Source organism: Phaeobacter piscinae, from assembly GCF_002407245.1.
Taxonomy (GTDB): domain Bacteria; phylum Pseudomonadota; class Alphaproteobacteria; order Rhodobacterales; family Rhodobacteraceae; genus Phaeobacter; species Phaeobacter piscinae.
Window position 1 is genome coordinate 3,409,357 of sequence record NZ_CP010681.1, and the last position, 24,463, is coordinate 3,433,819.

Annotated in this window: 20 protein-coding genes; 7 read left to right on the forward strand and 13 right to left on the reverse strand. The window is 58.8% G+C overall.

Annotated elements, in window-relative coordinates:
• Positions 1-2 precede the first annotated feature (2 nt).
• From phaeop14_RS16180 to secA, 3 genes are all read right to left on the reverse strand, one after another.
• Entirely contained in the window at positions 3-1,559 is a 1,557-nt protein-coding gene (locus phaeop14_RS16180; protein WP_040175212.1) for a substrate-binding domain-containing protein, read from the reverse strand.
• A 24-nt stretch (positions 1,560-1,583) separates the two neighbouring features.
• Positions 1,584-2,513, reverse strand: a complete 930-nt coding sequence (locus phaeop14_RS16185) for a hypothetical protein (protein WP_096790110.1) — start codon at positions 2,511-2,513, stop codon at positions 1,584-1,586.
• Positions 2,514-2,660: 147 nt separating this feature from the next.
• On the reverse strand, positions 2,661-5,360 hold the full coding sequence (secA, locus tag phaeop14_RS16190; protein ID WP_096790111.1) for a preprotein translocase subunit SecA: 2,700 nt from the start codon (positions 5,358-5,360) through the stop codon (positions 2,661-2,663).
• 177 nt (positions 5,361-5,537) lie between these two features.
• Between secA and phaeop14_RS16195 the strand changes: the two genes are divergently transcribed.
• The 3 genes from phaeop14_RS16195 to mutT are packed head-to-tail and all read left to right on the forward strand — an operon-like array spanning position 5,538 to position 8,016.
• Positions 5,538-6,389 carry a peptidylprolyl isomerase gene (locus phaeop14_RS16195; RefSeq protein ID WP_040178946.1) on the forward strand — a complete coding sequence of 284 codons (852 nt, stop codon included), beginning with the start codon at positions 5,538-5,540 and terminating at the stop codon, positions 6,387-6,389.
• Between the two features lie 2 nt (positions 6,390-6,391).
• Entirely contained in the window at positions 6,392-7,621 is a 1,230-nt protein-coding gene (argJ, locus tag phaeop14_RS16200) for a bifunctional glutamate N-acetyltransferase/amino-acid acetyltransferase ArgJ (protein WP_096790112.1), read from the forward strand.
• Positions 7,618-8,016 (forward strand): 8-oxo-dGTP diphosphatase MutT, encoded by a 399-nt coding sequence (gene mutT, locus phaeop14_RS16205; protein ID WP_040175198.1) that lies wholly within the window; start codon positions 7,618-7,620, stop codon positions 8,014-8,016. The genes argJ and mutT overlap by 4 nt, the downstream gene beginning before the upstream one ends.
• A gap of 404 nt (positions 8,017-8,420) precedes the next feature.
• Here the strand turns inward: mutT and infB are convergent, their stop codons facing one another.
• The 6 genes from infB to pip all read right to left on the reverse strand — a co-directional run bounded on the left by infB (position 8,421) and on the right by pip (position 15,795).
• Positions 8,421-10,901 carry a translation initiation factor IF-2 gene (infB, locus tag phaeop14_RS16210; protein WP_040175196.1) on the reverse strand — a complete coding sequence of 827 codons (2,481 nt, stop codon included), beginning with the start codon at positions 10,899-10,901 and terminating at the stop codon, positions 8,421-8,423.
• 8 nt (positions 10,902-10,909) lie between these two features.
• Complete coding sequence (locus phaeop14_RS16215) at positions 10,910-11,530, reverse strand: RNA-binding protein (protein ID WP_014876348.1); 621 nt, start codon at positions 11,528-11,530, stop codon at positions 10,910-10,912.
• Between the two features lie 26 nt (positions 11,531-11,556).
• Positions 11,557-13,182 (reverse strand): transcription termination factor NusA, encoded by a 1,626-nt coding sequence (gene nusA, locus phaeop14_RS16220; RefSeq protein ID WP_096790113.1) that lies wholly within the window; start codon positions 13,180-13,182, stop codon positions 11,557-11,559.
• Positions 13,182-13,772: a ribosome maturation factor RimP gene (gene rimP / locus phaeop14_RS16225; RefSeq protein ID WP_040178951.1), complete on the reverse strand. Its 591-nt coding sequence runs from the start codon at positions 13,770-13,772 to the stop codon at positions 13,182-13,184. Before rimP ends, nusA begins: the two co-directional genes overlap by 1 nt.
• A 200-nt stretch (positions 13,773-13,972) precedes the next feature.
• On the reverse strand, positions 13,973-14,818 hold the full coding sequence (locus phaeop14_RS16230) for an ABC transporter substrate-binding protein (RefSeq protein ID WP_096790114.1): 846 nt from the start codon (positions 14,816-14,818) through the stop codon (positions 13,973-13,975).
• Positions 14,815-15,795 carry a prolyl aminopeptidase gene (gene pip / locus phaeop14_RS16235; protein WP_040175187.1) on the reverse strand — a complete coding sequence of 327 codons (981 nt, stop codon included), beginning with the start codon at positions 15,793-15,795 and terminating at the stop codon, positions 14,815-14,817. The genes phaeop14_RS16230 and pip overlap by 4 nt, the downstream gene beginning before the upstream one ends.
• 49 nt (positions 15,796-15,844) lie before the next feature.
• On the opposite strand from pip, the gene ubiG reads away from it, so the two are divergent.
• Positions 15,845-16,591 (forward strand): bifunctional 2-polyprenyl-6-hydroxyphenol methylase/3-demethylubiquinol 3-O-methyltransferase UbiG, encoded by a 747-nt coding sequence (gene ubiG / locus phaeop14_RS16240; protein ID WP_040175183.1) that lies wholly within the window; start codon positions 15,845-15,847, stop codon positions 16,589-16,591.
• 269 nt (positions 16,592-16,860) lie between these two features.
• Here ubiG and phaeop14_RS16245 read toward each other — a convergent pair whose 3' ends face one another.
• From phaeop14_RS16245 to phaeop14_RS16260, 4 genes are all read right to left on the reverse strand, one after another.
• Positions 16,861-17,301, reverse strand: coding sequence for a MarR family winged helix-turn-helix transcriptional regulator (locus phaeop14_RS16245; protein ID WP_027248348.1), 441 nt, complete (start codon positions 17,299-17,301; stop codon positions 16,861-16,863).
• On the reverse strand, positions 17,301-18,131 hold the full coding sequence (locus phaeop14_RS16250) for a carbon-nitrogen hydrolase family protein (RefSeq protein WP_096790115.1): 831 nt from the start codon (positions 18,129-18,131) through the stop codon (positions 17,301-17,303). Before phaeop14_RS16250 ends, phaeop14_RS16245 begins: the two co-directional genes overlap by 1 nt.
• Before the next feature lie 38 nt (positions 18,132-18,169).
• Positions 18,170-18,427, reverse strand: a complete 258-nt coding sequence (grxC, locus tag phaeop14_RS16255) for a glutaredoxin 3 (RefSeq protein WP_014881502.1) — start codon at positions 18,425-18,427, stop codon at positions 18,170-18,172.
• A gap of 84 nt (positions 18,428-18,511) precedes the next feature.
• Positions 18,512-19,240 (reverse strand): ComF family protein, encoded by a 729-nt coding sequence (locus tag phaeop14_RS16260; protein ID WP_096790116.1) that lies wholly within the window; start codon positions 19,238-19,240, stop codon positions 18,512-18,514.
• Positions 19,241-19,254: 14 nt separating this feature from the next.
• On the opposite strand from phaeop14_RS16260, the gene phaeop14_RS16265 reads away from it, so the two are divergent.
• From phaeop14_RS16265 to phaeop14_RS16275, 3 genes are all read left to right on the forward strand, one after another.
• Positions 19,255-20,085, forward strand: coding sequence for a methyltransferase domain-containing protein (locus phaeop14_RS16265; protein ID WP_096790117.1), 831 nt, complete (start codon positions 19,255-19,257; stop codon positions 20,083-20,085).
• A gap of 127 nt (positions 20,086-20,212) precedes the next feature.
• Positions 20,213-21,274 (forward strand): ferrochelatase, encoded by a 1,062-nt coding sequence (gene hemH, locus phaeop14_RS16270; protein ID WP_040175172.1) that lies wholly within the window; start codon positions 20,213-20,215, stop codon positions 21,272-21,274.
• 73 nt (positions 21,275-21,347) lie between these two features.
• Positions 21,348-24,377: an aminotransferase class III-fold pyridoxal phosphate-dependent enzyme gene (locus phaeop14_RS16275; RefSeq protein ID WP_096790118.1), complete on the forward strand. Its 3,030-nt coding sequence runs from the start codon at positions 21,348-21,350 to the stop codon at positions 24,375-24,377.
• Positions 24,378-24,463: the final 86 nt, after the last annotated feature.

The following is a 24,463-nucleotide window of genomic DNA, read 5'->3' on the forward strand; positions in this document are numbered from 1 at the left end:
GGCTAACGCACCCAGACCTCAACCCGGCGATTTACCTGACGCCCCCACCGCTGATCCTCGCAGGCCATCGGCAGCGCTTCACCGAATGCTGCAATCTCAATTTCTGTGCGCTCCAAATTCGCGGTTTCCGCAGCTGCAATCACAGCATCACGCACCGCCTCTGCACGTTTCATGGCGATGGCTCTATTGCCACTCGCCGGTCCATCCCCGTCAGAGAAGCCAACAAAAACCAGCTCCCGCGCATCATAGGCGCCCGCCTCAAGCGAACGCGCAAGTTGCGTGATATTGCTCCGCGATTGTGCATCCGGGCGGGTCGAGCCCGGCTCAAACCGAAAAGATGTGGTCAGACGCTGTAAGCCATCCAAACGAGAGACAAGCCGCTGAAGCTCTTCCAGCGGCACCTCCGACCCCGCTGCCGTGATCGCATTGGCCAGGCGGTCGCCCTGTACGTTCATGGAAATCCGCTCGGGCGCCTGATCGACGAAGCCGGCCCTGCGAATTACGATCTGCGCACCGGGACCACGCACATAGCTTAGGAAATCCCGCGCCAGTTTGGGCAGCCGCCGGGACGGCAGGTAAAGAAACATGGGCGCGGTCAGCGGATAGTCTTCGGTCTTGATCGAACGGCGGTTGGCGCGCAGCGAAAACCCGCAGGCACCTCGTAAGGTCAGGACCCGCGCAGTCGATGTCTCGGCAAAACTGGCCAACCCAAGCGCAAAGGGATCCGTTGCAACCACGCGCACCAGAGTACTGCCACGATCATGGCGCCGCAGACGGGTCCCCAGTGCCGCTATGTTCGGCGCCTCCAACCGGTCCGAGATTGCCTGCGCCAGGCCGGAGCCTGCCACCGGCAGATGCAGTGAAATCGGCGCATTCGGCCCCCCCAGCTCCGACCAATTGCTGAGGTTGCCAGACAACACCCCTGCCAGATCTGCAACCGAGATTGAGCGGACGGGATTGCCCGGTGCCACAACAGGCACCATCGCATCCAGCGCCAGAACACGGCTACGCTGCGCGCCGGTCATGTCGCCCATCCCCGCCTCACGGGCCCGCTCGCGCTCGGCGCTGCGGATCTCACGCAAGGCCATGACAATGTCGGCCTCATTCGCGAGGAGGTCGGCAAATCCTTCGTCCGTGTTGCTGACAAAGAAGCTGAACCTCGCCGCAACCCGGCCAGTATCGCGCAGCAGGACATAGTCGAAATTATTGTCAGGCATCGGATCGCGCCGTGTCTGAAACCCGTTTCGCAGCGCAAACCCCTCGATCAGGGCCGGCAAAAGGACCTCTGCCATGGTCGACGATCCCGACAGGCTGATCTCTGCAACGAAATCAGACAAGCTGGGGCAGCCCGGCCCCTCGCAGCTCACCCCGGAGCCGTCGACTGTCAGCTCTCCAAATTTGGTGTCCACACGATAGAATTCGCCATCGAACCCCAGAATATTCCCGGTGATCTCAACAGCTCCATCCGGCGACGAAAGTGTCACGTCCTGCGCCTTCAGCGGCAGGATCCCGGTGACAAGAAAGAGTGCGGCGCATATTGCCGCACGAAACAAAGCCATGAGAAATCCTGAATAAACCGCGAGTTAATTTGCGGCGATTTTCAGGGTTTCCAGAAGATTATTCAACACAAGAAAGTCACCTGTGGCAGCACAATCCGGCATTGCCAGGGTCAGGTCACGGGTCCGCAAACTCCCATTGCGCAATTCCAGCGTCTGCGCCGAAACATCGCGACCACAATTGATAGCTGTCACTTCGGCCTCCACGGTCAGATCAATCGAACCGCTTTGATCGCCGCCAAGACGTGGCACGCTATAGACCTCCGCCAAACGCGGGGCCAACTGCGTGGCGTCACCAAGCTGCACGACGCTTCCACGCCCCGCCGTCAGATCGGCGCCATGCCAAACATGACCGGCACTGCCATAGCCCGCACCAAATTCCCGCGCATGCAATTCAAACCCGCTGTTACCCGCCCATTGCAGCACAACCCGGCTGACAAGATCCAGATCCGGAACCGATGTTGTCGCTACCGCACCACGCCCGCTTTTGGGTTCAACGATAAACACCGCGGAAGACGACAGAGCTGGGATCTGCACCGTCAGCGCGCCCGTTGCATCCAGTCGGCTGGAGAACATCATGCCATTATGATGGATGGTCAAACGTTCGCCCGGCCGACACAGCGACAACACCGTCAATCGAACCTCAGCCATCGGACCGGGAACCGCTTCAGCGGTCATCTCGCAGGTGGTTTCGGGATCTTGACGCAGGAGTTGCAGAGCGTCGCTGTCACCTACCTCGGGTGTTGCTGCCGTCAGGCTGATGGCGTCAATCTGAAGCGGAGCATCCGTCGGCAGATCAGGCAGCGCTGTTTCCGTAATGGCTGTCGGATCGGGAGTAGGAATTGCCATCGCTGCGGCCGTCCGCGACGGGCCAGCGGTATGCTGCATAACAAGACCAATCGCCAGGGCGCTACAGAGGGTCGCCGCGCTCATCAGGGCTGTGCGTTTGCTGATCATTACCGACTCCTTACCCAAAAAGGTTAAGGAACCGTGACGCAGAAAGGCGGCCAATTGATGGCCGCCCCTTGCAGAGAATCTGGCGAAACCGTGCAATTGTCACTGATTTCTCTGAATTATGTCGCCAAATACTTCCGCCTCGAAACCTCAGCTGAGGCTGCCGTGACAGTGTTTGAACTTCTTGCCGGAGCCACAGGGGCATTTGTCGTTACGTGATGGATTGCCCCAAGTGGAGGGATCGTCCTCGACAAAACCATCTGCTGGTGCCTCTTGCAGCGCTGCTGCTGCACTACCACCCGCCGCAGCCTTCTGCAGTTCGGCCTGTTGCGCGGCCATCTGCATCATCATCTGGCGCTGCTCGTCTTCGCTGATCGGGCGTACATGGGCCAGCTGCTGAGTGACGGTTTCCCGCAGCGTATCAAGCATATTCTCGAATAGCTGGAAACTCTCGTTTTTATACTCGTTGAGCGGGTCGCGCTGCGCGTAGCCACGGAAACCCACGACAGAGCGCAAATGCTCCAGCGTCAGCAGATGTTCGCGCCATTTCGCATCGATTGTCTGCAGCAGAACCTGTTTTTCGATGTTGCGCATGGTTTCCGGGCCAAAGGCCTCAGTCTTCTCGAGCATTTTCGCGTCACTGGCTTCCACCAGACGTTCGCGAATTTGCTCGTCATCGACACCCTCTTCCGCGGCCCAGTCCACAACCGGAACATCCAGACCCAGCTTCTCGCGAACCTGCTCCTGCAGCCCCTCGCTGTCCCATTGATCCGCGTAGGTCTTGGCGGGCATGTGTGCATCCAGCAGGTCGTCGATCACCTCGTGGCGCATGTCAGCGACAATTTCCGAGAGATCCTCAGCCGCCATGATTTCACGACGCTGGTTAAAGATCACCTTGCGCTGGTCGTTCATGACATCGTCGAATTTCAGCACGTTCTTGCGCATGTCGAAGTTGCGGCCTTCGACTTTCGCCTGCGCGCGCTCCAGAGATTTGTTCACCCACGGATGAATAATCGCTTCGCCTTCCTTCATGCCCAGGGTTGAGAGCAGTTTATCCAGCCGCTCAGACCCAAAGATCCGCATCAGGTCATCTTCAAGGCTGAGGTAGAACACCGTGCGACCCGGATCCCCCTGACGGCCGGAACGACCCCGCAGCTGGTTGTCGATGCGACGGCTTTCGTGACGCTCAGAGGCCATGACAAACAGACCACCGGCCTGTTTGACCGCTTCCTCATCGGCGACATGCGCCTCTTCGATGCGGGCGCGAATGGCCTCATGGTCCCCATCAGGGTCTTCTGCGATCGCCTCAAGCACCTTAAACTCAACGTTGCCGCCCAGTTTGATGTCGGTGCCCCGGCCCGCCATATTGGTGGCGATGGTCACCGCACCCAGGCGACCAGCATCAGCGACGATCTGTGCTTCCTGCTCGTGGTGGCGGGCGTTCAGCACGTTGTGTTTGATGCCCTCCTTCTGGAGAAGCTGGCTCAGCAGTTCAGATTTCTCAATCGAGGTAGTGCCCAGAAGAACCGGCTGCCCATTTTCATGGGCTTTCTTGGTCTCATTGATCATCGCCTGGTATTTTTCCATGGCGGTGCGATAGACCTGATCGTCCTCATCCTTGCGTGCAATCGGACGGTTGGTTGGCACTTCGACAACACCAAGCCCGTAAATTTCGGCAAATTCTTCGGCTTCGGTCATTGCGGTACCGGTCATGCCCGACAGCTTGCCATAAAGGCGGAAGTAGTTCTGGAAGGTCACGGAGGCCAGCGTTGTGTTTTCTGGCTGAATCTTCACCTCTTCCTTGGCCTCGATGGCCTGATGCAGACCCTCGGAGAGACGGCGACCCGCCATCATCCGTCCGGTGAATTCATCAATCAGAACCACTTCACCATCACGTACGATATAGTCCTTATCGCGCTGGAACAGCTTGTGCGCGCGCAGGGCCTGGTTGACGTGATGCACGACTGTTGTGCTCTCAGGATCATAGAGCGACGCGCCCTCTTCGAGCAAACCATGGGCGATCAGCTGCTGTTCGAGGTATTCGTTGCCATCCTCGGTGAAGGTGACGCCGCGGGTTTTCTCGTCCAGCTCGTAGTGATCATCGCTCAGCAGCGGGATTAGCTTGTCGATGGTGGAGTAGAGTTCGGAGCGGTCTTCCGCCGGGCCGGAGATGATCAACGGCGTGCGGGCCTCGTCGATCAGGATGGAGTCGACCTCATCCACAATCGCGAAGTTATGATGTTTCTGGAACACCTGATCCAGCGACGGCTTCATGTTATCGCGCAGATAATCAAAGCCCAGCTCGTTGTTGGTCGCATAGGTGACATCGCTTTGGTAGGCAGCCATTTTCTCGGCGTCAGGCTGACCCGACCAGATCACACCGGTGGTCATGCCCAACTGTGCAAACACCTTGCCCATCCATTCGCTGTCGCGCTTGGCCAAGTATTCGTTGACGGTGACAACATGCACACCCTTGCCGGTCAGCGCATTGAGATAGGCCGGGAAGGTCGCAACAAGGGTCTTACCCTCGCCGGTCTTCATCTCGGAGATGTTGCCCTGATGCAGGAAGATGCCACCCATCAGCTGGGTGTCAAAGGCTCGCAGACCCAACGCCCGGCGCGCCGCTTCGCGCACATTGGCGAACGCCTCTGGCAGCAGGTCATCCAGGCTTTCCCCGTCCAGCGCGCGTTTGCGCAGCTCGGCGGTCTTGTCCTGCAAATCCTGATCGCTGAGTTTCTCGAACTCGGGCTCCAGCGCGTTGATCTTGGCAATCAGCGGCCGTGTCGCCTTGATTTTGCGGTCATTCGGCGTGCCGAAAACCTTTTTGGCGAGTGTTCCGATACCCAGCATGTGTTCTCCAACCGTCCTGTCATTGACCCCTGGCGTTGGCAGGCTTGCCCGCCCCGCTCGCAACCCATAAACAATGATGGAACAGCGGTCCTGCCAAAGGCCTCATGGCGATGTAAGGTCCCGCAAATACAGTGTCAACGCTACGCCCCGCCGTGGCCAGATAATAGGAAGAATTCAATGCGCAAAGGTCTCACTTATTTGTCAGGACTGGCCCTGGCAGCCGCTTTGACACTGCCCATGTCCGCAACTGCTGAACCCCATGCCAATACGGTGGTGGCTACGGTAAACGGTGAAGAGATCACAATCGGTCACATGATCATTGCCCGCGCGACATTGCCCCAGCAGTATCAGCAGCTGCCCGATGATGTTCTCTATGACGCGATCCTGGATCAGCTGATCCAGCAGACCAGTCTGAAGCAGGAGCTGAATGGCGAAGTGCCAAAATACGTGGCTCTGTCGCTGGAGAACGAGGCGCGGTCCCTGCTGGCGGCAGATGTCATTGAAAAGGTCATGGAAAACGCAGCCTCGGACGAAGATCTGCGTTCGGCCTATGATGAGAAATATACCGACGGTACAGGCGGCGATGAATTCAACGCCTCGCATATTCTGGTCGAGACCGAGGAAGATGCCGCCGAAATTCGCGCGGAACTGGATGCCGGTGCAGATTTTGCCACTCTGGCGCGCGAACGCTCCACTGGCCCGTCCGGTCCCAACGGCGGTGAACTGGGCTGGTTCGGCAAGGGCCGCATGGTCCCAGAATTCGAGGAAGCGGTTCTGGTGATGGGGGCTGGCGATGTCTCCGATCCGGTACAGACCCAATTTGGCTGGCACGTGATCAAGCTCAATGATCGGCGTACTTCCGCTGCGCCAACCTTTGATGAGGTTCGCGAAGAGCTGGCGGCGCAGATGCGTCAGGACGCGGTAGAAGAGCGCGTGCTCTCTTTGACCACAGCCGCCACCATTGAACGCCCGGAAATCGAAGATCTGGATCCCTCAATCCTGAAAAACCTCGATCTGGTAAGGAACTGACAATGGCATTGCCCCGCTCTCCGCTTGCACCGGATCACTTTCCCACGCTTCCGCAAATCGCTGGGGTTCGATTTGCTTCCGCTGCGGCTGGTGTAAAATACAAAGATCGCACAGATGTGATGCTCGCCGTGATGGATCCGGGCAGCGCCGTGGCAGGCGTGTTCACCCGGTCCGCGACCCGCTCTGCACCGGTTTTGGACTGTCAGGCAAAACTGGCCTCAAACGACAATGACACCGCGCATGGCGCCGCCATTTTGGTTAACTCAGGCAATTCAAATGCCTTTACCGGGCACTATGGCCAGACCTCCGTTGCTGAGATTACCCGCACGGTTGCAGATATCACGGGTATTCCGACAGCTCGGGTGTTCACCGCCTCCACCGGCGTCATTGGTGAACCGCTGCCCCATGAGCGGATCGTGTCGAAGATTGCGACCCTGAACGACGGGCTGGACGGGTCAGCGATTGAAGGCGCTGCCGAAGCCATCATGACGACGGACACCTTCGCCAAAGGGGCCGGCGCCACGGTTGAGGTCGACGGTAAAACAGTCTCTATTGCGGGGATTGCCAAAGGCTCCGGCATGATTGCGCCAGATATGGCCACCATGCTTGTCTACATTTTCACTGATGCAAAGATCGCACAGGAAGACCTGCAAGCCCTCCTGTCGCAGATCTGCGATCGCACGTTCAACTGCATCACTGTGGACAGCGATACCTCGACCTCAGACAGTTTGATGCTCTGTGCTTCTGGCGCCGCTGGCGTTGATGTAACCGGCAATGCAGATTTCGCCCTCGCGCTGGAGGGCGTGATGCTGGACTTGTCGCATCAGGTGGTTCGTGACGGTGAAGGCGCGACCAAATTTGTCGAAATCCAAGTCACAGGCGCGATGAATGATCACGACGCCAAGGTCCACGGCCTCTCGATTGCCAACTCACCTTTGGTGAAGACCGCCATCGCGGGAGAGGATCCCAACTGGGGCCGTGTGGTGATGGCCATCGGAAAATCCGGCGCTGCTGCCGACCGGGACAAGCTGTCGATCTCCTTCGGAGAGGTGCTGGTCGCCGAAAAAGGCTGGGTTTCGCCCGACTACAAAGAGGCCGACGGCGCCGCCGAGATGGCAAAAACAGAGATTGTCATCAAGGTTGATCTGGGACTGGCAGAAGGGAAGAGTACCGTCTGGACCTGCGACCTGACGCATCAGTACATTTCCATCAACGCGGATTACCGGTCATGAAGATGGTTCTTGTGTCCGCTGTCGCCCTGATTGATGTGGAAGGCCGCGTGCTGCTTGCGCAACGCCCGGAAGGAAAATCCATGGCAGGCCTATGGGAATTTCCAGGCGGCAAGGTGGAAGCGGGCGAAACCCCAGAGGCCGCATTGATCCGCGAACTGGAAGAAGAGCTTGGCATCAACACCTGGGAGTCCTGCCTGGCGCCGCTGACGTTTGCCAGCCACGGCTATGATGATTTTCATCTGCTGATGCCCCTGTTTGCCTGCCGCAAATGGGAGGGCATCCCGCAAGCCAAAGAAGGGCAAACCCTGAAGTGGGTGCGCGCGCAGAACCTGCGGGACTACCCGATGCCAGCCGCCGACATTCCTCTGATCCCGATTCTGCGCGACTGGCTGTAGCCCGGAATTCCCCTGTTTCATGTCGCGATCGCGTGGCTCCGCCAGCTTCTGTGGCGGGGCTTCGATCCCCGCGTCAATCAATCGTTAACGTTTTTCGTCAACCCTGAGAGCCAAGCGGAAGTAATTTTCTGAAGTCTTGGCGACCAAAGGTGGTAGCGATCATGATCCGAACGATTAAACAGGGCGCGTTCATTTTTATACAGGGCACGTTTGTCCGAAGCCTGCCCAATGGAAAGATCTCAGTCCGCGTCGGAAACAAAACCTACGAAGGTGAACCAGTCAGCCGCGCGGCCTGACGGCACCAACACAGCCTCTCCTTGGCGGGTTTGTCCTCCCCCAAACCTGCCACAAAAAACCCCGACCAGATTGGCCGGGGTTTTTTAATTTCATCGTCGAACTGCCGATCAGTCGAGCGTGCGGGTCACTTCCTCGCGCTCGAAGATCTCGATCACATCGCCCTTGCGGACATCATCGTAGTTTTCAAACGCCATGCCGCATTCCTGGCCCGACTGAACCTCGGCCACTTCGTCCTTGAAGCGTTTGAGGGTCTTCAGCGTGCCTTCATGGATCACGACGTTGTCGCGCAGCAGACGAACCCCGGCGGAGCGGCGTGCCACACCTTCGGTGACCAGACAGCCCGCAACCTTGCCGACGTTGGACACTTTGAAAACGTCCTTGATCTCGGCGTAGCCAATGAAGTTCTCGCGGATTTCTGCGGACAGCAGACCCGAGGCAGCAGCTTTCACGTCGTCCACAAGGTCATAGATGACCGAGTAATAACGGATCTCCACACCCTTCTGGTTGGCGGAGTTCCGCGCCGATGTGTTGGCACGGACGTTGAAGCCCATGACCGGCGCGCCGGAGGCCTCGGCCAGACCGATATCGGTCTCGGTGATCGCACCTACGCCTGAGTGCAGCACGCGCACGCGTACCTCGTTGTTGCCGATTTTCTCCATCGCCTGAACGATAGCTTCGGCGGAGCCTTGCACGTCAGCCTTGACCAGAATGGGCAGCTCGGAGACGTTCTCGTCTTCCTTGGCCTTCTGCATCAGCTGTTCCAGCGTGGTCGCAGCACCCGCAGCAGCGCGTTTGTCTTTCGCTGCCTGCTCACGATATTCAGCGATCTCACGGGCCTGAGCCTCAGTGTCGGTCACGTTCAGAACATCGCCCGCTTCGGGTGTCCCGTTGAGGCCAAGAACCTCAACCGGCACCGAGGGCCCGGCTTCCTGCACGCGCTCACCCTTATCGTTGATCAGCGCACGGACCTTACCGTATTGCTCACCCACAACGAAGATATCGCCCTGACGCAGCGTCCCGTTCTGAACCAGAACGGTGGCAACGGGGCCGCGGCCCACATCCAGCTGCGCCTCGATCACGGCACCTTGCGCGGCACGATCAGGGTTGGCTTTCAGTTCCAGAATTTCCGCCTGCAGCGCAATCGCTTCCAGCAGCTCGTCAAGACCCTGGCCGGTAACGGCAGAGACTTCGACATCCTGAACCTCACCAGACATGGCTTCCACGATCACTTCGTGCTGAAGCAGATCGGTACGGACCTTGTTCGGGTCAGCTGCCGGTTTGTCGATCTTGTTGATCGCGACGATCATCGGAACCTGCGCCGCCTTGGCGTGGTTGATCGCTTCAATCGTCTGAGGCATCACGGCATCGTCAGCAGCGACGACCAGAACCACGATATCTGTCACCTGAGCACCACGCGAACGCATGGAGGTAAAGGCCGCGTGACCCGGTGTATCGAGGAAGCTCAGTACTGCGCCACCTTCGGTTTTCACCTGATAGGCACCGATGTGCTGGGTGATGCCACCAGCCTCGCCAGCAACAACCCGCGCATCGCGGATTGCGTCCAGCAGCGAGGTTTTGCCGTGGTCAACGTGACCCATGATGGTGATCACAGGCGGACGCGATTGAAGATCCTCGTCCTTGTCCTCGACTTCTTTGATGACGTCTTCGACATCCGAATCGGAAACACGCACAACTTTGTGGCCGAATTCTTCGATGATCAGCTCAGCGGTATCGGCATCAATGGTCTGGTTCTGCGTGACCATCATGCCCATGTTCATCAGCGATTTCACAACTTCGCCGACACGCTCCGCCATCCGGTTGGCCAGCTCAGAGACAACAATTGCCTCAGGCAGCTGAACGTCACGGATTACCTTTTCACGCTCAACCGAGCCCATCGCCTTCTGACGCGCACGCTCCTGCTTACGCTTCATTGACGCCATGGAGCGCTGACGACCGCCTTCGCCACCGGTGGCCTGACCAAGTGTCAGCTTCCCGGAGCGGCGACCGCCACCATCATTGCGACCTTTGGCATTGCGGTTCTGCCGGTCGTCGCGATCGCGGTCACCCTTGCGGGGCTGCGAGGACGGGCCGGGGGCCGGGCGTACCGAGGCTGGTTCAGATTTTTTCTTTTCAGCGTCAGAGGCTGCGCGTTTTGCAGCGGCTTCGGCCTCGACGCGCTTGCGCTCTTCGTCTTCAGCCTTCTGACGGGCACGCTCTTCAGCTTCGCGCTGTTCGCGTTCCTTGGCTTCCTGCTCGGCCCGGCGGCGCTCACGCTCTTCAGCGCGGGCCTTCTCCTCAGCTTCGCGCTGTGCCGCTTCTTCCACTTCGCGGGCCTTGGCGGCCTGCAACGCCTTCAGGCGGCGCGCCATCTCTGCATCGCTGATGCCAGCCGGACGCCGCGATGCGTCGCCGGAGGGCGTCGCACCGGAGCCCCCTTTTGCCGCGGTCGGCTTGGGGACCACAACGCGTTTGCGCTTGGTTTCCACCACGACATTCTTGGTCCGACCGTGGCTGAAGCTCTGTTTCACATTCCCGGGCCGGGACCCACCACGAAGACCCAACGTCTTTTTGCCGTCACTATCGCTCATAAAGCTCTTTATCCTTCCGTGCGGCCCTTGCCGCCCACCGTTTCGCGCAAACCTTGTAGTCGTTGCGCTTCCTCTACAACACGTTTGCCGAGTCCACCAGAGGCCAGCGCCGCATGTATCACAGTTTGGCGCCCAAAGGCCATGCCCAGCTCATCCGCAGTGAGGCATCCGATGAATTTCCCACGGTGCGGCGTGCTTAATTTTGATTTGCCCCGTCCCGATCCATCCGAAGCCTGAATCAAGACACGAGCATGTTCCTTAGCCAGCCAGTCCTTGACCTTCTCATAGCCAGAGACCGCATCGCCCGACTTGCGCGCCAGGCTGATCAGTTCGATCAGGCGCCGCAGCACCTGACCTTTGATTTCATCTTCCAGCCCATCAGGCACCGTTACCGGCGCCTTGAAGCCGCGCGCAAAGAGTTTCTTCTTTATCGCGGTGCGAAGCGCAGCCTCGGTTGAGGTCACATAGACCCCACGCCCCGGCAACTTCCCCATCACGTCAGGGACGACCTGACCTTCAGGACCAACAACAAAGCGGATCAGCCCTTCCTTGGGCTGAATCTCGCCTGTCGCCAGACATTTTCGCTCCGGTCCGTCGGACCGGTCTTTGTCACTGCCACCGCGTGCCATTGCTACCCTCGCTGCGAGGCCTGATATCAGGCTTCGCCTTCTTCTGCTTCGCCGTCTTCAATGTCGGCGTCTTCTTCGGCGTCCGCTTCCAGTTCGGTGGGATCCACCCAACCCAGCAGAACGCGGGCGGTCATGACAAGCGTCTGGGCGTCTTCCAGCGACACATCGAAGGGTTCAAGAATACCATCATCCTTGACGCGCTCACCTTTGTTGGTGGTCCAGCCGCCGGCCAGCTCCCAATCCGCGCAGGTGGCGAAATCTTCCAGCGTCTTGATGCCATCCTTGGCCAACGCTTCAACCATTTGGGGCGTCAGACCGTCAAAGTCAATCAGGCTGTCCTCAGCACCCAAGGCACGGGCCGCGTCAATTGCTGCTTTTGCCTGCGCTTCCAGATAGTCCGCAGCACGGGCCTGCAGCTCTTGGGCGGTGCCTTCGTCAACACCGTCGATGACCAGCAGTTCGTCCAGCTCGACATAGGCAACTTCTTCGAGGTTGGTGAAACCTTCGGAGACCAGCAACTGGGCGAAGAACTCATCCAGATCCAGGGTTTCCATGAACAGTTTGGTGCGCGCCTCGAATTCCTTCTGACGGCGGGCCGATTCCTCTTCCTCGGTCATGATGTCGATGTCCAGCGCAGTCAGCTGGGATGCCAGACGCACGTTCTGACCACGACGGCCGATGGCCAGCGACAGCTGCTCCTCGGGCACGACAACTTCGATCTTGCCAGCTTCTTCATCCAGAACAACCTTCGACACTTCAGCAGGTTGCAAAGCGTTCACAAGGAAGGTCGGCTGATCTTCGTTCCACGGGATGATGTCGATCTTCTCACCCTGCAGCTCATTGACCACGGCCTGCACCCGCGAACCACGCATACCGACACAGGCGCCGACCGGATCAATGGACCCGTCGTAGCTGATCACAGCGATCTTCGCGCGCGAACCGGGATCACGGGCCACGGCCTTGATCTCGATGACACCATCATAGATTTCCGGCACTTCCATCTTGAACAGCTCAGCCATGAATTCCGGCGCGGTCCGCGACAGGAAGATCTGCGGGCCACGGGGTTCACGGCGCACGTCCTTGATGAAGCAACGGATACGGTCGTTCGGGCGGTAGCTCTCGCGGCCAATTTTCTCGTTGCGGCGCAGGATGGCTTCGCCAGCGCCCACATCGACGATAACATTGCCGTATTCTTCGCGCTTCACCAGACCATTGATGATGGTGCCTGCACGATCCTTGAACTCTTCGTACTGACGATCACGCTCGGCTTCGCGCACCTTCTGCAGGATCACCTGCTTGGCGGATTGGGCGGCAATACGGCCCATTTCGACCGGAGGCACTTCCTCGACAAAAACATCGCCAACCGACGGATCGGCCATATACTGTTTGGCCTGCTCAACAGTCATTTCCGCCTGGTAGTTTTCCAGCGCGTCATCTTCGACCACGGTGCGCACACGGGTGAAGGTCGCACGACCGGTCTTGCGGTCAATGGACACACGGATATCCATTTCGCTGCCGTAGCGGCTCTTGGCGGCCCGGGCCAGGCTTTCTTCCATCGCATCGACAACCAAACCGGGGTCGATCATCTTTTCGCGCGCCACGGCTTCTGCGGTCTGCAGAAGCTCCAACTGGTTTGCTGATGTGATAGCCATTACTTTTTCTCCTCTTCGGACCCATCGGCCTCGATTTCGTCGAATGCGTCTTCGTTCAGGGTGCCCGCAGCTTTGCGCTGGCGCAGCATTTCTTTGATCAGATCGTCGGTCAGAACCAGTTTGGCGTCGCTCAACCAGTCGAACTTCAAACCGATGGTGATGGTCTCGCCGTGCTCCTGGATGTTGATCAGAACCTCGTCCTCCTCAACACCGGCCAGCTCGCCCTTGAAACGGCGGCGGCCATCGATCAGCTCGCTGGTTTCAATCTTGGCTTCATAGCCTTCGAACATCTCGAAGTCCTTGAGGCGGGTCAGAGGGCGATCAATACCGGGGCTGGACACCTCCAGTGCGTAGCTGTCGAGGATCGGATCCTCGACATCCAGCGTCGCACTAACCGCATTGGAGATCTCGGCACAGCCATCAACCTCAATGCCGCCGTCCGGCTTATCCGCCATGATTTGCAGCGTGGTGGTCTTGCCAGACATCAGCCGAATACGCACCAGCTCAAAGCCGAGATCTTCGATCACCGGAGTGATGATCTCGGCAAGCCGACGGTCGATGGCTGCCTTGGCTATCAGGTCATTGGTCATACGAATTCCAGATCTGTGATTCGGGCACAAAAAAACGGGCGCGCGGCCCGTTGAATTTTCCGGTGGAGCTGAGGGGTAAACCCGACGCGCCGCTGTTACGACAGGCATATACGCCGTATCAGGTCAAACTGCAAGGGGCAGATCCCAGTCGCCTGTCAGGCGCCAGGCGGCCCGCAAGCCAGACATCGCAAATTCACCGATCAGACGCGCCACCAGCGTTCAGCGATACGGCCATCATCCAGCGCTGAGCGGGCGCCGATCCTGCGGGGAAGGCCGACATCCCGGCGCGCCGCCAGCGCCATATCGCTCGCCGACGGATGGTAGTGAAAACTGCCGTGCGACAACACCCCATCGGGCGCAGGTAAGGCCGCAACATCAACGTAGCCTTCCCGCAAGGCCTCTGCCCGAACCTCTGCATCCGGAATCACAATCAGCTCGACCGTGTCGACCCAACCTGCCTGACCGGATTTATAGTGATCCATCACCCGCGTCGCCCGAAAATCACGCCCAGCGCGCGCGCGTTCCACCCGGTAGCATCCGGTGCCATCTGCGGCAGAGAGATCGCATGAAACCTCACCCCCCGCAGCGATGGAAAAGCGGCCATCCGCCAACAGATAAGGCAGATGCGGATTCGAGGCGCCCAGCGCAATCTGAATACTCTCCTTGGAAAGCACCTCAACCCGCGCCACATGACCAGCCTCAACAACGCTGTTGCGCAGGCTGGCGGCCACATCCTGGGCTTGCAGCTGCGCCCCGCTATGAAATGCCACATCGGACCGGATATCAAATCGCCAGATCCGCGCATCCGGGCTGCTGCTCCACCGTGTGGCCAGCTCAGGGCGCAATGACCCATCCGGGCCAATTTCCGTCAACGTATCAAAGACAGCACCACGAGCCACATGATCCATCAGATCACCATCCCGCGGCACAGCCAATCGCAGAATTCCGCCCGGCCGCGGGGCATCCGCAAGCGCCGCACCGGTGGCAGCCAGCAAGGCTGCGGCGGCCCCCGATGTAAACAGCGCACGTCTGTCGATCCGTGTCATGGCTCCTGCTCCTCGGCAATCTGGTCCATCGCGCGCACCAGTTCCGCGCTGATTCCCGGTTCCGACAGAGCATGGCCGGCATTGCGTACCATCTTCAACTCTGCATTTGGCCACAGCTCCTTCAATCGCCAGGCCGAGGTTGGCGGGCAGATCATATCATACCGCCCCTGCACGATGATGCCTGGAATATGCGATATGCGGCTCATATTGGCGAAGATCTGGCCGTCGTAGTCGAGAAAGCCGCCGTTGATGAAGTAGTGATTCTCCAACCGGGCAAAGGCACGGGCGTAGTCGCCGGGGCTTTCTCCTGAGACGCCGTTGGAGTGGATAGAGGCCAGAGCATTTTCCCAAGCGGACCAAGCCCGCCCGAAACGTATCTCCTCTGCCATATCGCCCGAAAACAACCGCCGGTTATAGGCCGCGATCAGGTCGCTGCGCTCATCGTCCGGGATCAGCGAGACAAATCGCGACCAGGTTTCCGGCCAGAACCGACCGGCGCCGCCTCCGTAGAACCAGTCCAGTTCCGACTTGGTCATCAGGAAAACGCCGCGCAGGATCAGCTGGCGCACTCTCTCTGGATGGGTCTGGGCATAGATCAGCGACAGCGTCGCCCCCCAGCTGCCACCGAACACCATCCATTGCGACACTCCGATCAGGCGTCGGATGATTTCCATATCCGCAACCAGATGCCAGGTGGTATTGTCCTCGCAGGAGGCATGTGGCCGCGACCGCCCGCACCCCCGCTGATCGAACAGGATAATCCTGTAACGCTCCGGATCAAAATACCGTCGCATCGCCGGGCTGGATCCGCCACCCGGCCCCCCGTGACAGACCACCACAGGGATGCCATCCGGATTGCCGCTTTGCTCCATATAGATATGGTGCCCCTGCCCAACATCGATCATACGTTGGTCGAAGGGTTCGATGGGCGGGTATAAATACTGCACTGCGCGCTTTTGATACGGGTATTTGTCCATTACTGACCTAACTTAGTCCTGACTGATAAAAGAACACACGGAGACAGGAATGCAAGCGCCTCAATCCACGGTAGATCCGTCCGAGATCGCAAAATTCGAAGCCATGGCTGCTGAATGGTGGGATCCGACCGGAAAATTCAAGCCTCTGCATATGTTGAACCCCTGTCGCCTTGATTACATCACGCAGCAGATCGCAGCAGAATTCGACCGTGACCTGTCGTCAGATGCGCCATTTTCAGGTCTGCGTCTGCTTGATATCGGGTGTGGCGGTGGTCTTTTGAGCGAACCCATGGCGCGCTTGGGCGCAGAGGTCGTCGGTGCGGATGCCGCAGCGGGCAATATCCCGGTGGCGCAGGTCCACGCCCAGCAATCCGGGCTGGATATCGACTATCGTCATACCACAGCTGAGGCACTGGCCGAGGCGGGCGAACAATTCGATGTGGTTCTCAACATGGAAGTGGTCGAACATGTGGCCGATCCGCTCAGCTATCTGACTGCCACACGGCAATTGCTGAAACCCGGCGGATTGCAGATTTGCTCAACCATCAACCGCAATCCCAAGAGCTATGCCATGGCCATCTTTGGTGCAGAAGTGGTGATGCGCTGGCTACCACGCGGCACCCATGAATGGTCGAAGTTCATCACCCCAGATGAGCTATTCGACCTGCTGGAAAAGGCTGGACTGACGCCGGTCGATCGCAAGGGATTTGTCTTCAACCCAGTATTTTGGACATGGTCCCTTTCGAACCGTGATCTCAGCGTCAATTACGTCACTGCAAGCACAAAACCACACTGATACGCACCGAAAACCAGCTGCACCTATACTTAAGGATAGGTGATCATCCTTCTGCGCCGTTGGGCCAATAGGCTGCCCGTGGTAGATTGTTCTTAAGGGTCAAAAAGTTCTGACCTGTCACCGAGTGAATGCACAGAGGCCCTTGTTCCGGGTCGCCCTGTCGTTAAGCGTACCACTCACGGACCAGCCTGACGGGGGCACCAAGGACGTCTGTTCGCAGGCGTCCTTTTCCGTTGTGAGGGAGCTAAGCTCAGCGCAAATACCTCTGTTCAGTCACGACTGCCCAGTTTGATGCGAAATTCTCGCAGAATTGGCAGCGCAGATTTGACCCGGTCACCGCCCAGTTCCTCAACCACTTCGGAAATCATCGGCACAATGCTCGCCAGCGCCGCATCGCGTGCCTGCCGCCCGGCCGGGCTGATGGCAACCATTTTACGCCGCGCATCATCCCAATCAGGGCGAATGTGGACATACCCGGCAGCCTCCAGCTTGCCCAGCGTGTTGGTCATCGCGCCGCGGGTCACATGAAACGCCTTCGCCAGCTGCGCGGGGGAGCGCTCCACGCCTGTACGTGCCAGATGGTTCAATACGGAAAAATGCGACAGCTCCATTCCCTTGGGCAGCACCTGTCCCAGCCGTGTTCGCGCCAGCTGATCTGCCATCAAAATTTCGCTAAACAGCGAAACCGCAAGGGAATTTGTATCATCCATCAGGGGCCGTCAAACTCTCGGTCATGCGACAGGGAAGGCACCTGTCGGCGCGCTTGTGCCACTTTTTCAAGGTCAAGATCAATGTAGGTGATGCCGATATCCGTGCCACCATCTGCAAGGATCTCCCCCCAGGGCGAAACAACAAGCGAATGCCCATAGGTGCGACGTGACGGCCCACGGGTGGCCGGATGCGTGCCAGTCTGTGCCGCAGCCAGCACGTAGCAGCCGGTTTCGATGGCCCGCGCCTGTAACAAGGCGTGCCAATGAGCGGCGCCTGTGACATGGGAAAACGCCGCAGGCGCCAAGAGAACCTGCGCCCCCGCCTTGGCCAGTCGCCGATGCAGATAGGGAAAGCGCACATCATAGCAGATGGTCATCCCCAACGCGGCAAAAGGGGTTTCTGCAACCACCGCTTCGTGGCCGGGGCGGTATCCATCGGATTCGCGGTAGGTTTCCTCAGGCGTGACATCCACGTCGAACATGTGGATCTTGTCATAGCGGGCGACAATCTCACCCTTCGGATCAATCAAAAACTGGCGATTGGCAAAGCGCCCATCTGCGTCCGTCGTCTTCAGCGCCAGTGACCCCAGCGACAGCCAGATTTCATGCTGCGACGCCGTGTCCCGTAAGGCCGACAATGTCGGATCATCAGCCTCGTGATGCAGGACGGATTGCTGATGACTGCGGTTGCCGGACAGGCAATTGGTCACCTCCGGTGTCAGCACAAACCCCGCGCCGCCCGCGACAGCGTCGGCGATCATCTGCTGCACCATCGCCAGATTATCGGCGGGTTGGTCGCTTGACGTCATTTGAAGCAGAGCAGCACGCATCTGTCACCTCCTCAGGCTGTCACTTTATGTACCGCAATTCAGGCGGCGAGCAGCGGATCCAACTTCCCGGAGCGGTCCAGCGCATAAAGATCGTCGCATCCGCCCACATGGGTCTCACCCACGAAAATCTGCGGCACTGTGCGTCCGCCATTGGCACGCTCAATCATTTCAGCTTTGCGGTCCGGGTTTGCCAAAACGTCGATTTCGTCAAAGCTTACACCTTTTTGCGTCAGAAGGCGTTTGGCGGCATGGCAGAACCCGCAAAGCGGGGATGTGTAGATTTCGACCGGTTTCATTCGGGTCTCCGTTTGGACATATCTGTTGGCTTGGCACGAACTTGGGCAGTCCATGATAAAATTGCCAGCCCCAGCGCGTTCAGATCACGAGTGCGTGACCCGTGCAAGCACCGCGACACGCACCGCCGTCGCCCCGGCGTCAAGACAGGCCTCGCTACACGCGCTGAGCGTCGCGCCGCTGGTCATCACATCATCCACCAACAGGACAATTCTGCCACTGATCCGCTCGGCATGTTTGGGATGCGCAGCTATCGCCTGCGTCAATGTCGTGTAGCGCTGATGGCGACTCTGCCCCTCCAGCGACGGGGTACGCCGTGTCCGACGCAACAGATCCGGACAATAATCCAGGTCGGCGTCTTGGGCTATGACCTTGGCCAATAGGTCAGACTGATTGTAGCGACGGCGCAAAAACCGCGACCAATGCAACGGCACCGGCGCCACCAGCGGATTATCTGCCAATAAGGTAGTTGCGGCCCGCGCCAGCCAGCGCGCCGCAGGCCGTGCTATTTCTGTGCGGTCTCCGTGCTTCAACGCCAGAATCAAACGCCGCGCGGTGCCGTCGTAAGACAATGCCGCGCGCCCCTGCTGCCAAGGGCGCGGATGTTCCATACAGTCATCACACTCAAGCCGGAAGCCGTCCTCTTCTCCGATCAGTGCAACGCCGCAACCGTCACAGCAGGTTCCGCTGATGAAAGGGGTGTCGCGCCAACAGGGACCACAGAGTCCGAAATCACTGTCGACCCAATCTCCGCAGGCCAGACAACGCGGGGGGTAGATCAATGAAACAGCCGTTTGTATCCGCGCCTTCAACATCCTAAATAGCCCTCATGACCCAAGCCACGACGCCCCGACCGCAGCTGTTCGACCGCCGCGCCATCGCCGCCCATCGCAACCGCCTGACGCCTCAGGCCTTGTTCCTGCATGACATCGCCCGCGATGAGATTGAGGATCGGCTATCCATGGTTAACAGAAGCTTTACCAGCCCAGCGCTGGTGGCGCCTTTCGCCGAAGGCTGGGAGAGTTGTCTGCCCGATGCGAAACATGTGGTCGATGACGAAACCTTGGATCTGGCGGTGGGCGCACATGATCTTGTGGTCCATGCAATGTCCCTGCATTGGGCCAATGATCCTGTGGGCCAACTGATCCAATGTCACCGCGCCTTGCGCGAAGATGGGTTGCTGCTGGTTGTGATGCTGGGCGGGCAAACCCTGCATGAATTGCGCAGCGCCCTGGCAACCGCCGAAACACGGCTTCTTGGCGGGCTTTCCCCACGTGTGGCCCCAATGGCCGAGGTGCGTGATCTGGGCGCCTTGTTGCAGCGGGCCGGATTTGCGCTGCCCGTTGCGGATGTGGTGCCGCTGACGGCAAAATACCGCGACCTGCAACATTTGATGCATGAATTGCGTGGCATGGGCGAAACCAATGCGATGACCCAACGACTGAAGGTGCCGCCCTCGCGCCATCTCTTTGCAGAAGCAGAAGAAATCTATCGCACCACTTACGCCACTGCGGACGGTCTTTTGCCCGCTACATTCGAACTGATTTGCTTGACCGGTTGGTCGCCATCGGAAACCCAGCAGAAACCGCTGCGTCCTGGATCGGCGAAGGCTCGTCTGGCAGATGCGCTTAAGGTGCCAGAAACACCGCTGCCCAAGTAGACAGTCCCGGTCATAGTTCTATCCTATGGCTCTGGTGGAATGATCCAATTGGCTATTTCCGTCGTATCTTCATATTGCTAGGGCGGACCACGATCCGCTGACCGATTACCGCACAGGACCCTGACAGATGCTGGACGCCACTGCCCCCGCCACCTGCCCCGCTCACGCTCCGGCAGACCACCCAAAAATCGCCCCGGCGAAAGTTGGCGTTCTGTTGGCCAATCTCGGCACGCCTGACGACTACAGTTACTGGCCCATGCGCCGGTATCTTAGCGAGTTTCTCTCTGATAAACGGGTGATCGATTATCCGGCCTGGAAATGGCAGCCGCTGCTTCAGCTGATCATTCTGGCCAAACGGCCCTTCACATCGGGGGCGGCCTATAAATCCATCTGGAACCACGACAAGGGCGAAAGCCCCCTGATGACCATTACCAAAGACCAGACCGCTGCTATGGCGGAAGCGTTGCAAGACCGCTACGGCAACGAGGTTATGGTGGATTTCTGTATGCGCTACGGCAATCCGTCGACAAAATCGAAGGTCCGCGAAATGATTGAGGCGGGCTGCCAGAAAATCCTCTTCGTGCCGCTCTATCCGCAATACGCGGGCGCCACCTCAGCAACTGCCAATGACCAGTTTTTCCGCGCCCTGATGGAGGAGACCTGGCAGCCGGCTGCGCGCACAGTGGCCCCCTACTTTGACGATCCTGCCTATATCGACGCGCTGGCCCGCTCAGTCGAGAAGGCCTATGCCGCCGCTGAGAAAAAGCCCGAAATCCTCGTGGTTTCCTATCACGGCATGCCAAAACGCTATCTGATGCAGGGTGACCCTTACCACTGCCAGTGCCAGAAAACGACACGCCTTCTGAAGGAGCGTCTCGGCTGGACCGACACCGAGATCACAACCACGTTCCAATCGGTTTTTGGACCTGAGGAATGGCTGAAACCCTACACCGTGGATCACGTCGCCACTCTCGCCAAGGATGGGAAGAAGAATATCGCCGTGATCGCCCCGGCCTTCTCGGCCGATTGCATTGAAACGCTTGAAGAAATCAACGAGGAAATCCGCGAGAGCTTTGAGCATGCAGGCGGAGAGGATTTTCTCTATATCCCCTGTCTGAACGACGATGCAGAGCATATCGACGCGCTGTCTGGTGTGATCGAACGCAATTTGAAAGGGTGGCTGGACTAATCGCCACGCCCCGGTCCAAATAGCCCAAACGCCCCGGCCAACGGGGCTTGGGAGTTTTGAACAGGGGCATTTCATGACCGCAATCCGTTTGGCCGAAGATCACTGGGCCGCCGTCCTGCACGACCACTGGGGCATCCGTGCCGAATTGTCCCGGTTGGACGGAGAATATGACCTTAACTATCGCGCACTTACGTCTGACGGCCGGGGCTATATCCTGAAAGCCATGCGCCCCGGCTGTGCCTCCGATCTTGTCGATATGCAAATCGCGGCACTGGCGCATATCCACAAAACTGATCCTGGTCTGCCGGTCCCCCGCATCGTTGCGGCAACCACCGGAGAGCTGTGCCTCAGTCTCCAGGATGATACCGGCGAAAACCGGCTGGTGTGGGTGCAAACCCTGCTGCCCGGCCGCTGCTATGCCAAAAGCGCGCCAAAATCCGCAGATCTGATTCGCGAGGTCGGCGCGACCCTTGCCGGAACCACCCACGCGCTCAAAGAATTTGCGCATCCCGCCTTGGAGCGTAGCTTCAAATGGGATTTGATGACCGCAGACTGGATCAAGGATGACATAACCTGCATCACGGATAGCCGCAGGCAGCAAGTGATTGCGGAGATCTGCGCCGATTTTGCATCCCTGAAACCGCGGCTCAATGCTCTGCCAAAACAAGCGATCCACAATGATGCAAATGACTACAACATTCTGGTCACTGGTGCACTGTCGGAGCCACGCGCCGTCAGCGGCCTGATTGACCTTGGCGATATGTGTGCCGCACCGCGGATCTGTGATCTCGCCATTGCGGCTGCCTATATCGTGCTTGACCACCCCCAACCGCAGGGGGCGCTTGCGGCGCTGGTGTCGGGATATCACGCTATAACCCCGCTAACGACAGAAGAACTGGGTCTTCTCTGGCCGCTGCTGCGGATGCGGCTGGCCGTCAGTGTCGTCAACTCCACGTTGGAGGCTCAAGACAATCCTGATGATCCCTATGTGACAATATCGCAAGAACCGGCGTGGCGGTTTCTGGACCAGCCGAGTGAACATCCCGCCCTGATCACAGCGCGGCTGCGGGCAACCTGCGGCCTGACGGTTGTCGATGGTGCAGACCGCGTATTGGCCTATTTAGAGACACATTCAGCTGATTTCGCCCCCCTGATGGGGCGGGATCTGGCGGATCTGCCAATGGGATCCCTCTCTGTCGAAGAGTCCACTTGGCCGCAGAACCCGTTTGACATGCCACTGGCCGAGGCCGCGGAGGTTGGACGTGAGTTTTCCGGCGAGGATGGCCGCGATTGGTGGCTTGGCTACTACGGCGAGCCCCGTCTGATCTACACTGCGCCAGCCTTCCGCAAGGGCGAGTATAAAGCCAGCGATCGCCGGACCGTGCATCTAGCGGTGGATGTTTTCGCCCCCGCCGGACAACCGCTTCATGCCCCATTGGCAGGGGAAGTGCTGGTTGTTGAGGATCGCGCCAATCACCTGGACTACGGTGGTGTTGTAATCCTGAAACACCACACAGATAGCGGCGACGCGTTTTATACGCTCTATGGCCACCTTGATCCGGAGTGCTGCACGCGTCTGTCTGTTGGCGACAAAATCGCCAAGGGCGCACCATTTTGCAAGCTCGGCACGGCTGACCAAAACGGGGGATGGGCGCCGCATGTTCATTTCCAGCTTGCCCTGTCAACAGAAGGCATCGAAGCTGACTGGCCCGGGGTTGCGGACCCGGACGACCTCGCACTCTGGACCGCGCTCTGCCCCAATCCGGCGCCACTCCTGAACCTGCCTGCCGCTCAAGTGAGCTATCAACCAACCGATAGAGCAACGGTTCTGGCCGGGCGGCGTGCTCATTTTGGTGGCAACCTCAGCCTGACATACAGCGACCCGGTGATGTTGTTGCGCGGCTGGAAGCATCATTTGTTCGACGAATGGGGACGCCCCTATCTGGACGCCTATAACAATGTCCCGCATGTCGGACATGCCCATCCGCGCATTCAGGCGGTCGCAGCCGACCAGCTGAAACGGATGAACTCCAACACCCGCTATCTGCATCCGGCACAGACTGCTTTTGCTGACAAAATACTGTCCAAAATGCCGGATCATCTGGAGGTCTGCTTCTTCGTCAACTCAGGCACCGAAGCAAATGAGCTGGCCCTGCGACTGGCCCGGGCGCACACCAACGCCAAGGGGATGGTGACCCCCGACCACGGCTACCACGGCAATACAACCGGTGTCATCGACATCTCGGCCTATAAGTTCAATGCCAAGGGCGGGGTTGGCCCCTCCGATTGGGTTGAGCTGGTGGAGGTCGCGGATGACTATCGCGGCACCTACCGTCGTGATGATCCGCAGCGTGCGCAGAAATACGCTGATCTGGTTGATCCCGCCATTACGAAGCTACAGGCCAGCGGCCACGGTGTTGCTGGTTTCATCGCCGAAACCTTCCCCTCGGTGGGCGGGCAGATCATCCCGCCCAAGGGGTATCTGCCAGCAGTCTATGAGAAAATCAGGGCTGCAGGCGGGATTTGTATCGCCGATGAGGTGCAAACCGGGCTTGGGCGCTTGGGTGATTATTACTTCGGCTTTGAACACCAGGGGGCTGCACCGGATATCGTTGTTCTGGGCAAACCGATTGGCAATGGCCATCCGCTTGGCGTCCTCGTCACCACCCGCGCCATCGCCGATAGCTTTGCCCAGGGGCCGGAGTTTTTCTCGACCTTTGGTGGCTCCACCCTGTCCTGCCGCATCGGTAACGAAGTGTTGAATATTGTCGACGACGAAGGATTGCAGGAAAACGCCCGCCAGCGCGGGGCAGATCTGATCACCGGTCTGCGTAACCTGCAGTCGCGCCATCAGGCAATCGGTGATGTTCGGGGTATGGGGCTTTTTGTCGGGGTCGAGCTGATCCGCGCTGACGGATCAGAGGCCTCCGAGATCTGCGCCTATGTCAAAAACCGGATGCGGGACCACCGCATCTTGATCGGCAGCGAAGGCCCAAGCGATAATATCCTGAAAATCCGCCCGCCGCTGACGATAGATGCAGAGGGGATTGAGATGATCCTGAAAACAATGGACCGCATCCTATCAGAGCTGTCTGAAAACTAGGTCACGCGCAGACGGCATCGGCCTGTTCCGATGCCATCAGTTGCCACGAAAAAAGGCGGTGGAAATCCACCGCCTTTCTTAACGTT

Excerpts from the sequence above, each read along its gene's own strand:
- phaeop14_RS16215 (WP_014876348.1), bottom strand. The coding sequence starts at position 11,530 with ATGGCACGCGGTGGCAGTGACAAAGACCGGTCCGACGGACCGGAGCGA.
- grxC (WP_014881502.1), bottom strand. The coding sequence starts at position 18,427 with ATGAAACCGGTCGAAATCTACACATCCCCGCTTTGCGGGTTCTGCCAT.
- hemH (WP_040175172.1), top strand. The coding sequence starts at position 20,213 with ATGCTGGACGCCACTGCCCCCGCCACCTGCCCCGCTCACGCTCCGGCA.
- pip (WP_040175187.1), bottom strand. The coding sequence starts at position 15,795 with ATGGACAAATACCCGTATCAAAAGCGCGCAGTGCAGTATTTATACCCG.
- ubiG (WP_040175183.1), top strand. The coding sequence starts at position 15,845 with ATGCAAGCGCCTCAATCCACGGTAGATCCGTCCGAGATCGCAAAATTC.
- phaeop14_RS16185 (WP_096790110.1), bottom strand. The coding sequence starts at position 2,513 with ATGATCAGCAAACGCACAGCCCTGATGAGCGCGGCGACCCTCTGTAGC.
- phaeop14_RS16265 (WP_096790117.1), top strand. The coding sequence starts at position 19,255 with ATGACCCAAGCCACGACGCCCCGACCGCAGCTGTTCGACCGCCGCGCC.
- phaeop14_RS16245 (WP_027248348.1), bottom strand. The coding sequence starts at position 17,301 with ATGGATGATACAAATTCCCTTGCGGTTTCGCTGTTTAGCGAAATTTTG.
- phaeop14_RS16195 (WP_040178946.1), top strand. The coding sequence starts at position 5,538 with ATGCGCAAAGGTCTCACTTATTTGTCAGGACTGGCCCTGGCAGCCGCT.
- argJ (WP_096790112.1), top strand. The coding sequence starts at position 6,392 with ATGGCATTGCCCCGCTCTCCGCTTGCACCGGATCACTTTCCCACGCTT.
- secA (WP_096790111.1), bottom strand. The coding sequence starts at position 5,360 with ATGCTGGGTATCGGAACACTCGCCAAAAAGGTTTTCGGCACGCCGAAT.
- phaeop14_RS16230 (WP_096790114.1), bottom strand. The coding sequence starts at position 14,818 with ATGACACGGATCGACAGACGTGCGCTGTTTACATCGGGGGCCGCCGCA.
- mutT (WP_040175198.1), top strand. The coding sequence starts at position 7,618 with ATGAAGATGGTTCTTGTGTCCGCTGTCGCCCTGATTGATGTGGAAGGC.
- phaeop14_RS16180 (WP_040175212.1), bottom strand. The coding sequence starts at position 1,559 with ATGGCTTTGTTTCGTGCGGCAATATGCGCCGCACTCTTTCTTGTCACC.
- phaeop14_RS16275 (WP_096790118.1), top strand. The coding sequence starts at position 21,348 with ATGACCGCAATCCGTTTGGCCGAAGATCACTGGGCCGCCGTCCTGCAC.
- rimP (WP_040178951.1), bottom strand. The coding sequence starts at position 13,772 with ATGACCAATGACCTGATAGCCAAGGCAGCCATCGACCGTCGGCTTGCC.
- infB (WP_040175196.1), bottom strand. The coding sequence starts at position 10,901 with ATGAGCGATAGTGACGGCAAAAAGACGTTGGGTCTTCGTGGTGGGTCC.
- phaeop14_RS16260 (WP_096790116.1), bottom strand. The coding sequence starts at position 19,240 with ATGTTGAAGGCGCGGATACAAACGGCTGTTTCATTGATCTACCCCCCG.
- phaeop14_RS16250 (WP_096790115.1), bottom strand. The coding sequence starts at position 18,131 with ATGCGTGCTGCTCTGCTTCAAATGACGTCAAGCGACCAACCCGCCGAT.
- nusA (WP_096790113.1), bottom strand. The coding sequence starts at position 13,182 with ATGGCTATCACATCAGCAAACCAGTTGGAGCTTCTGCAGACCGCAGAA.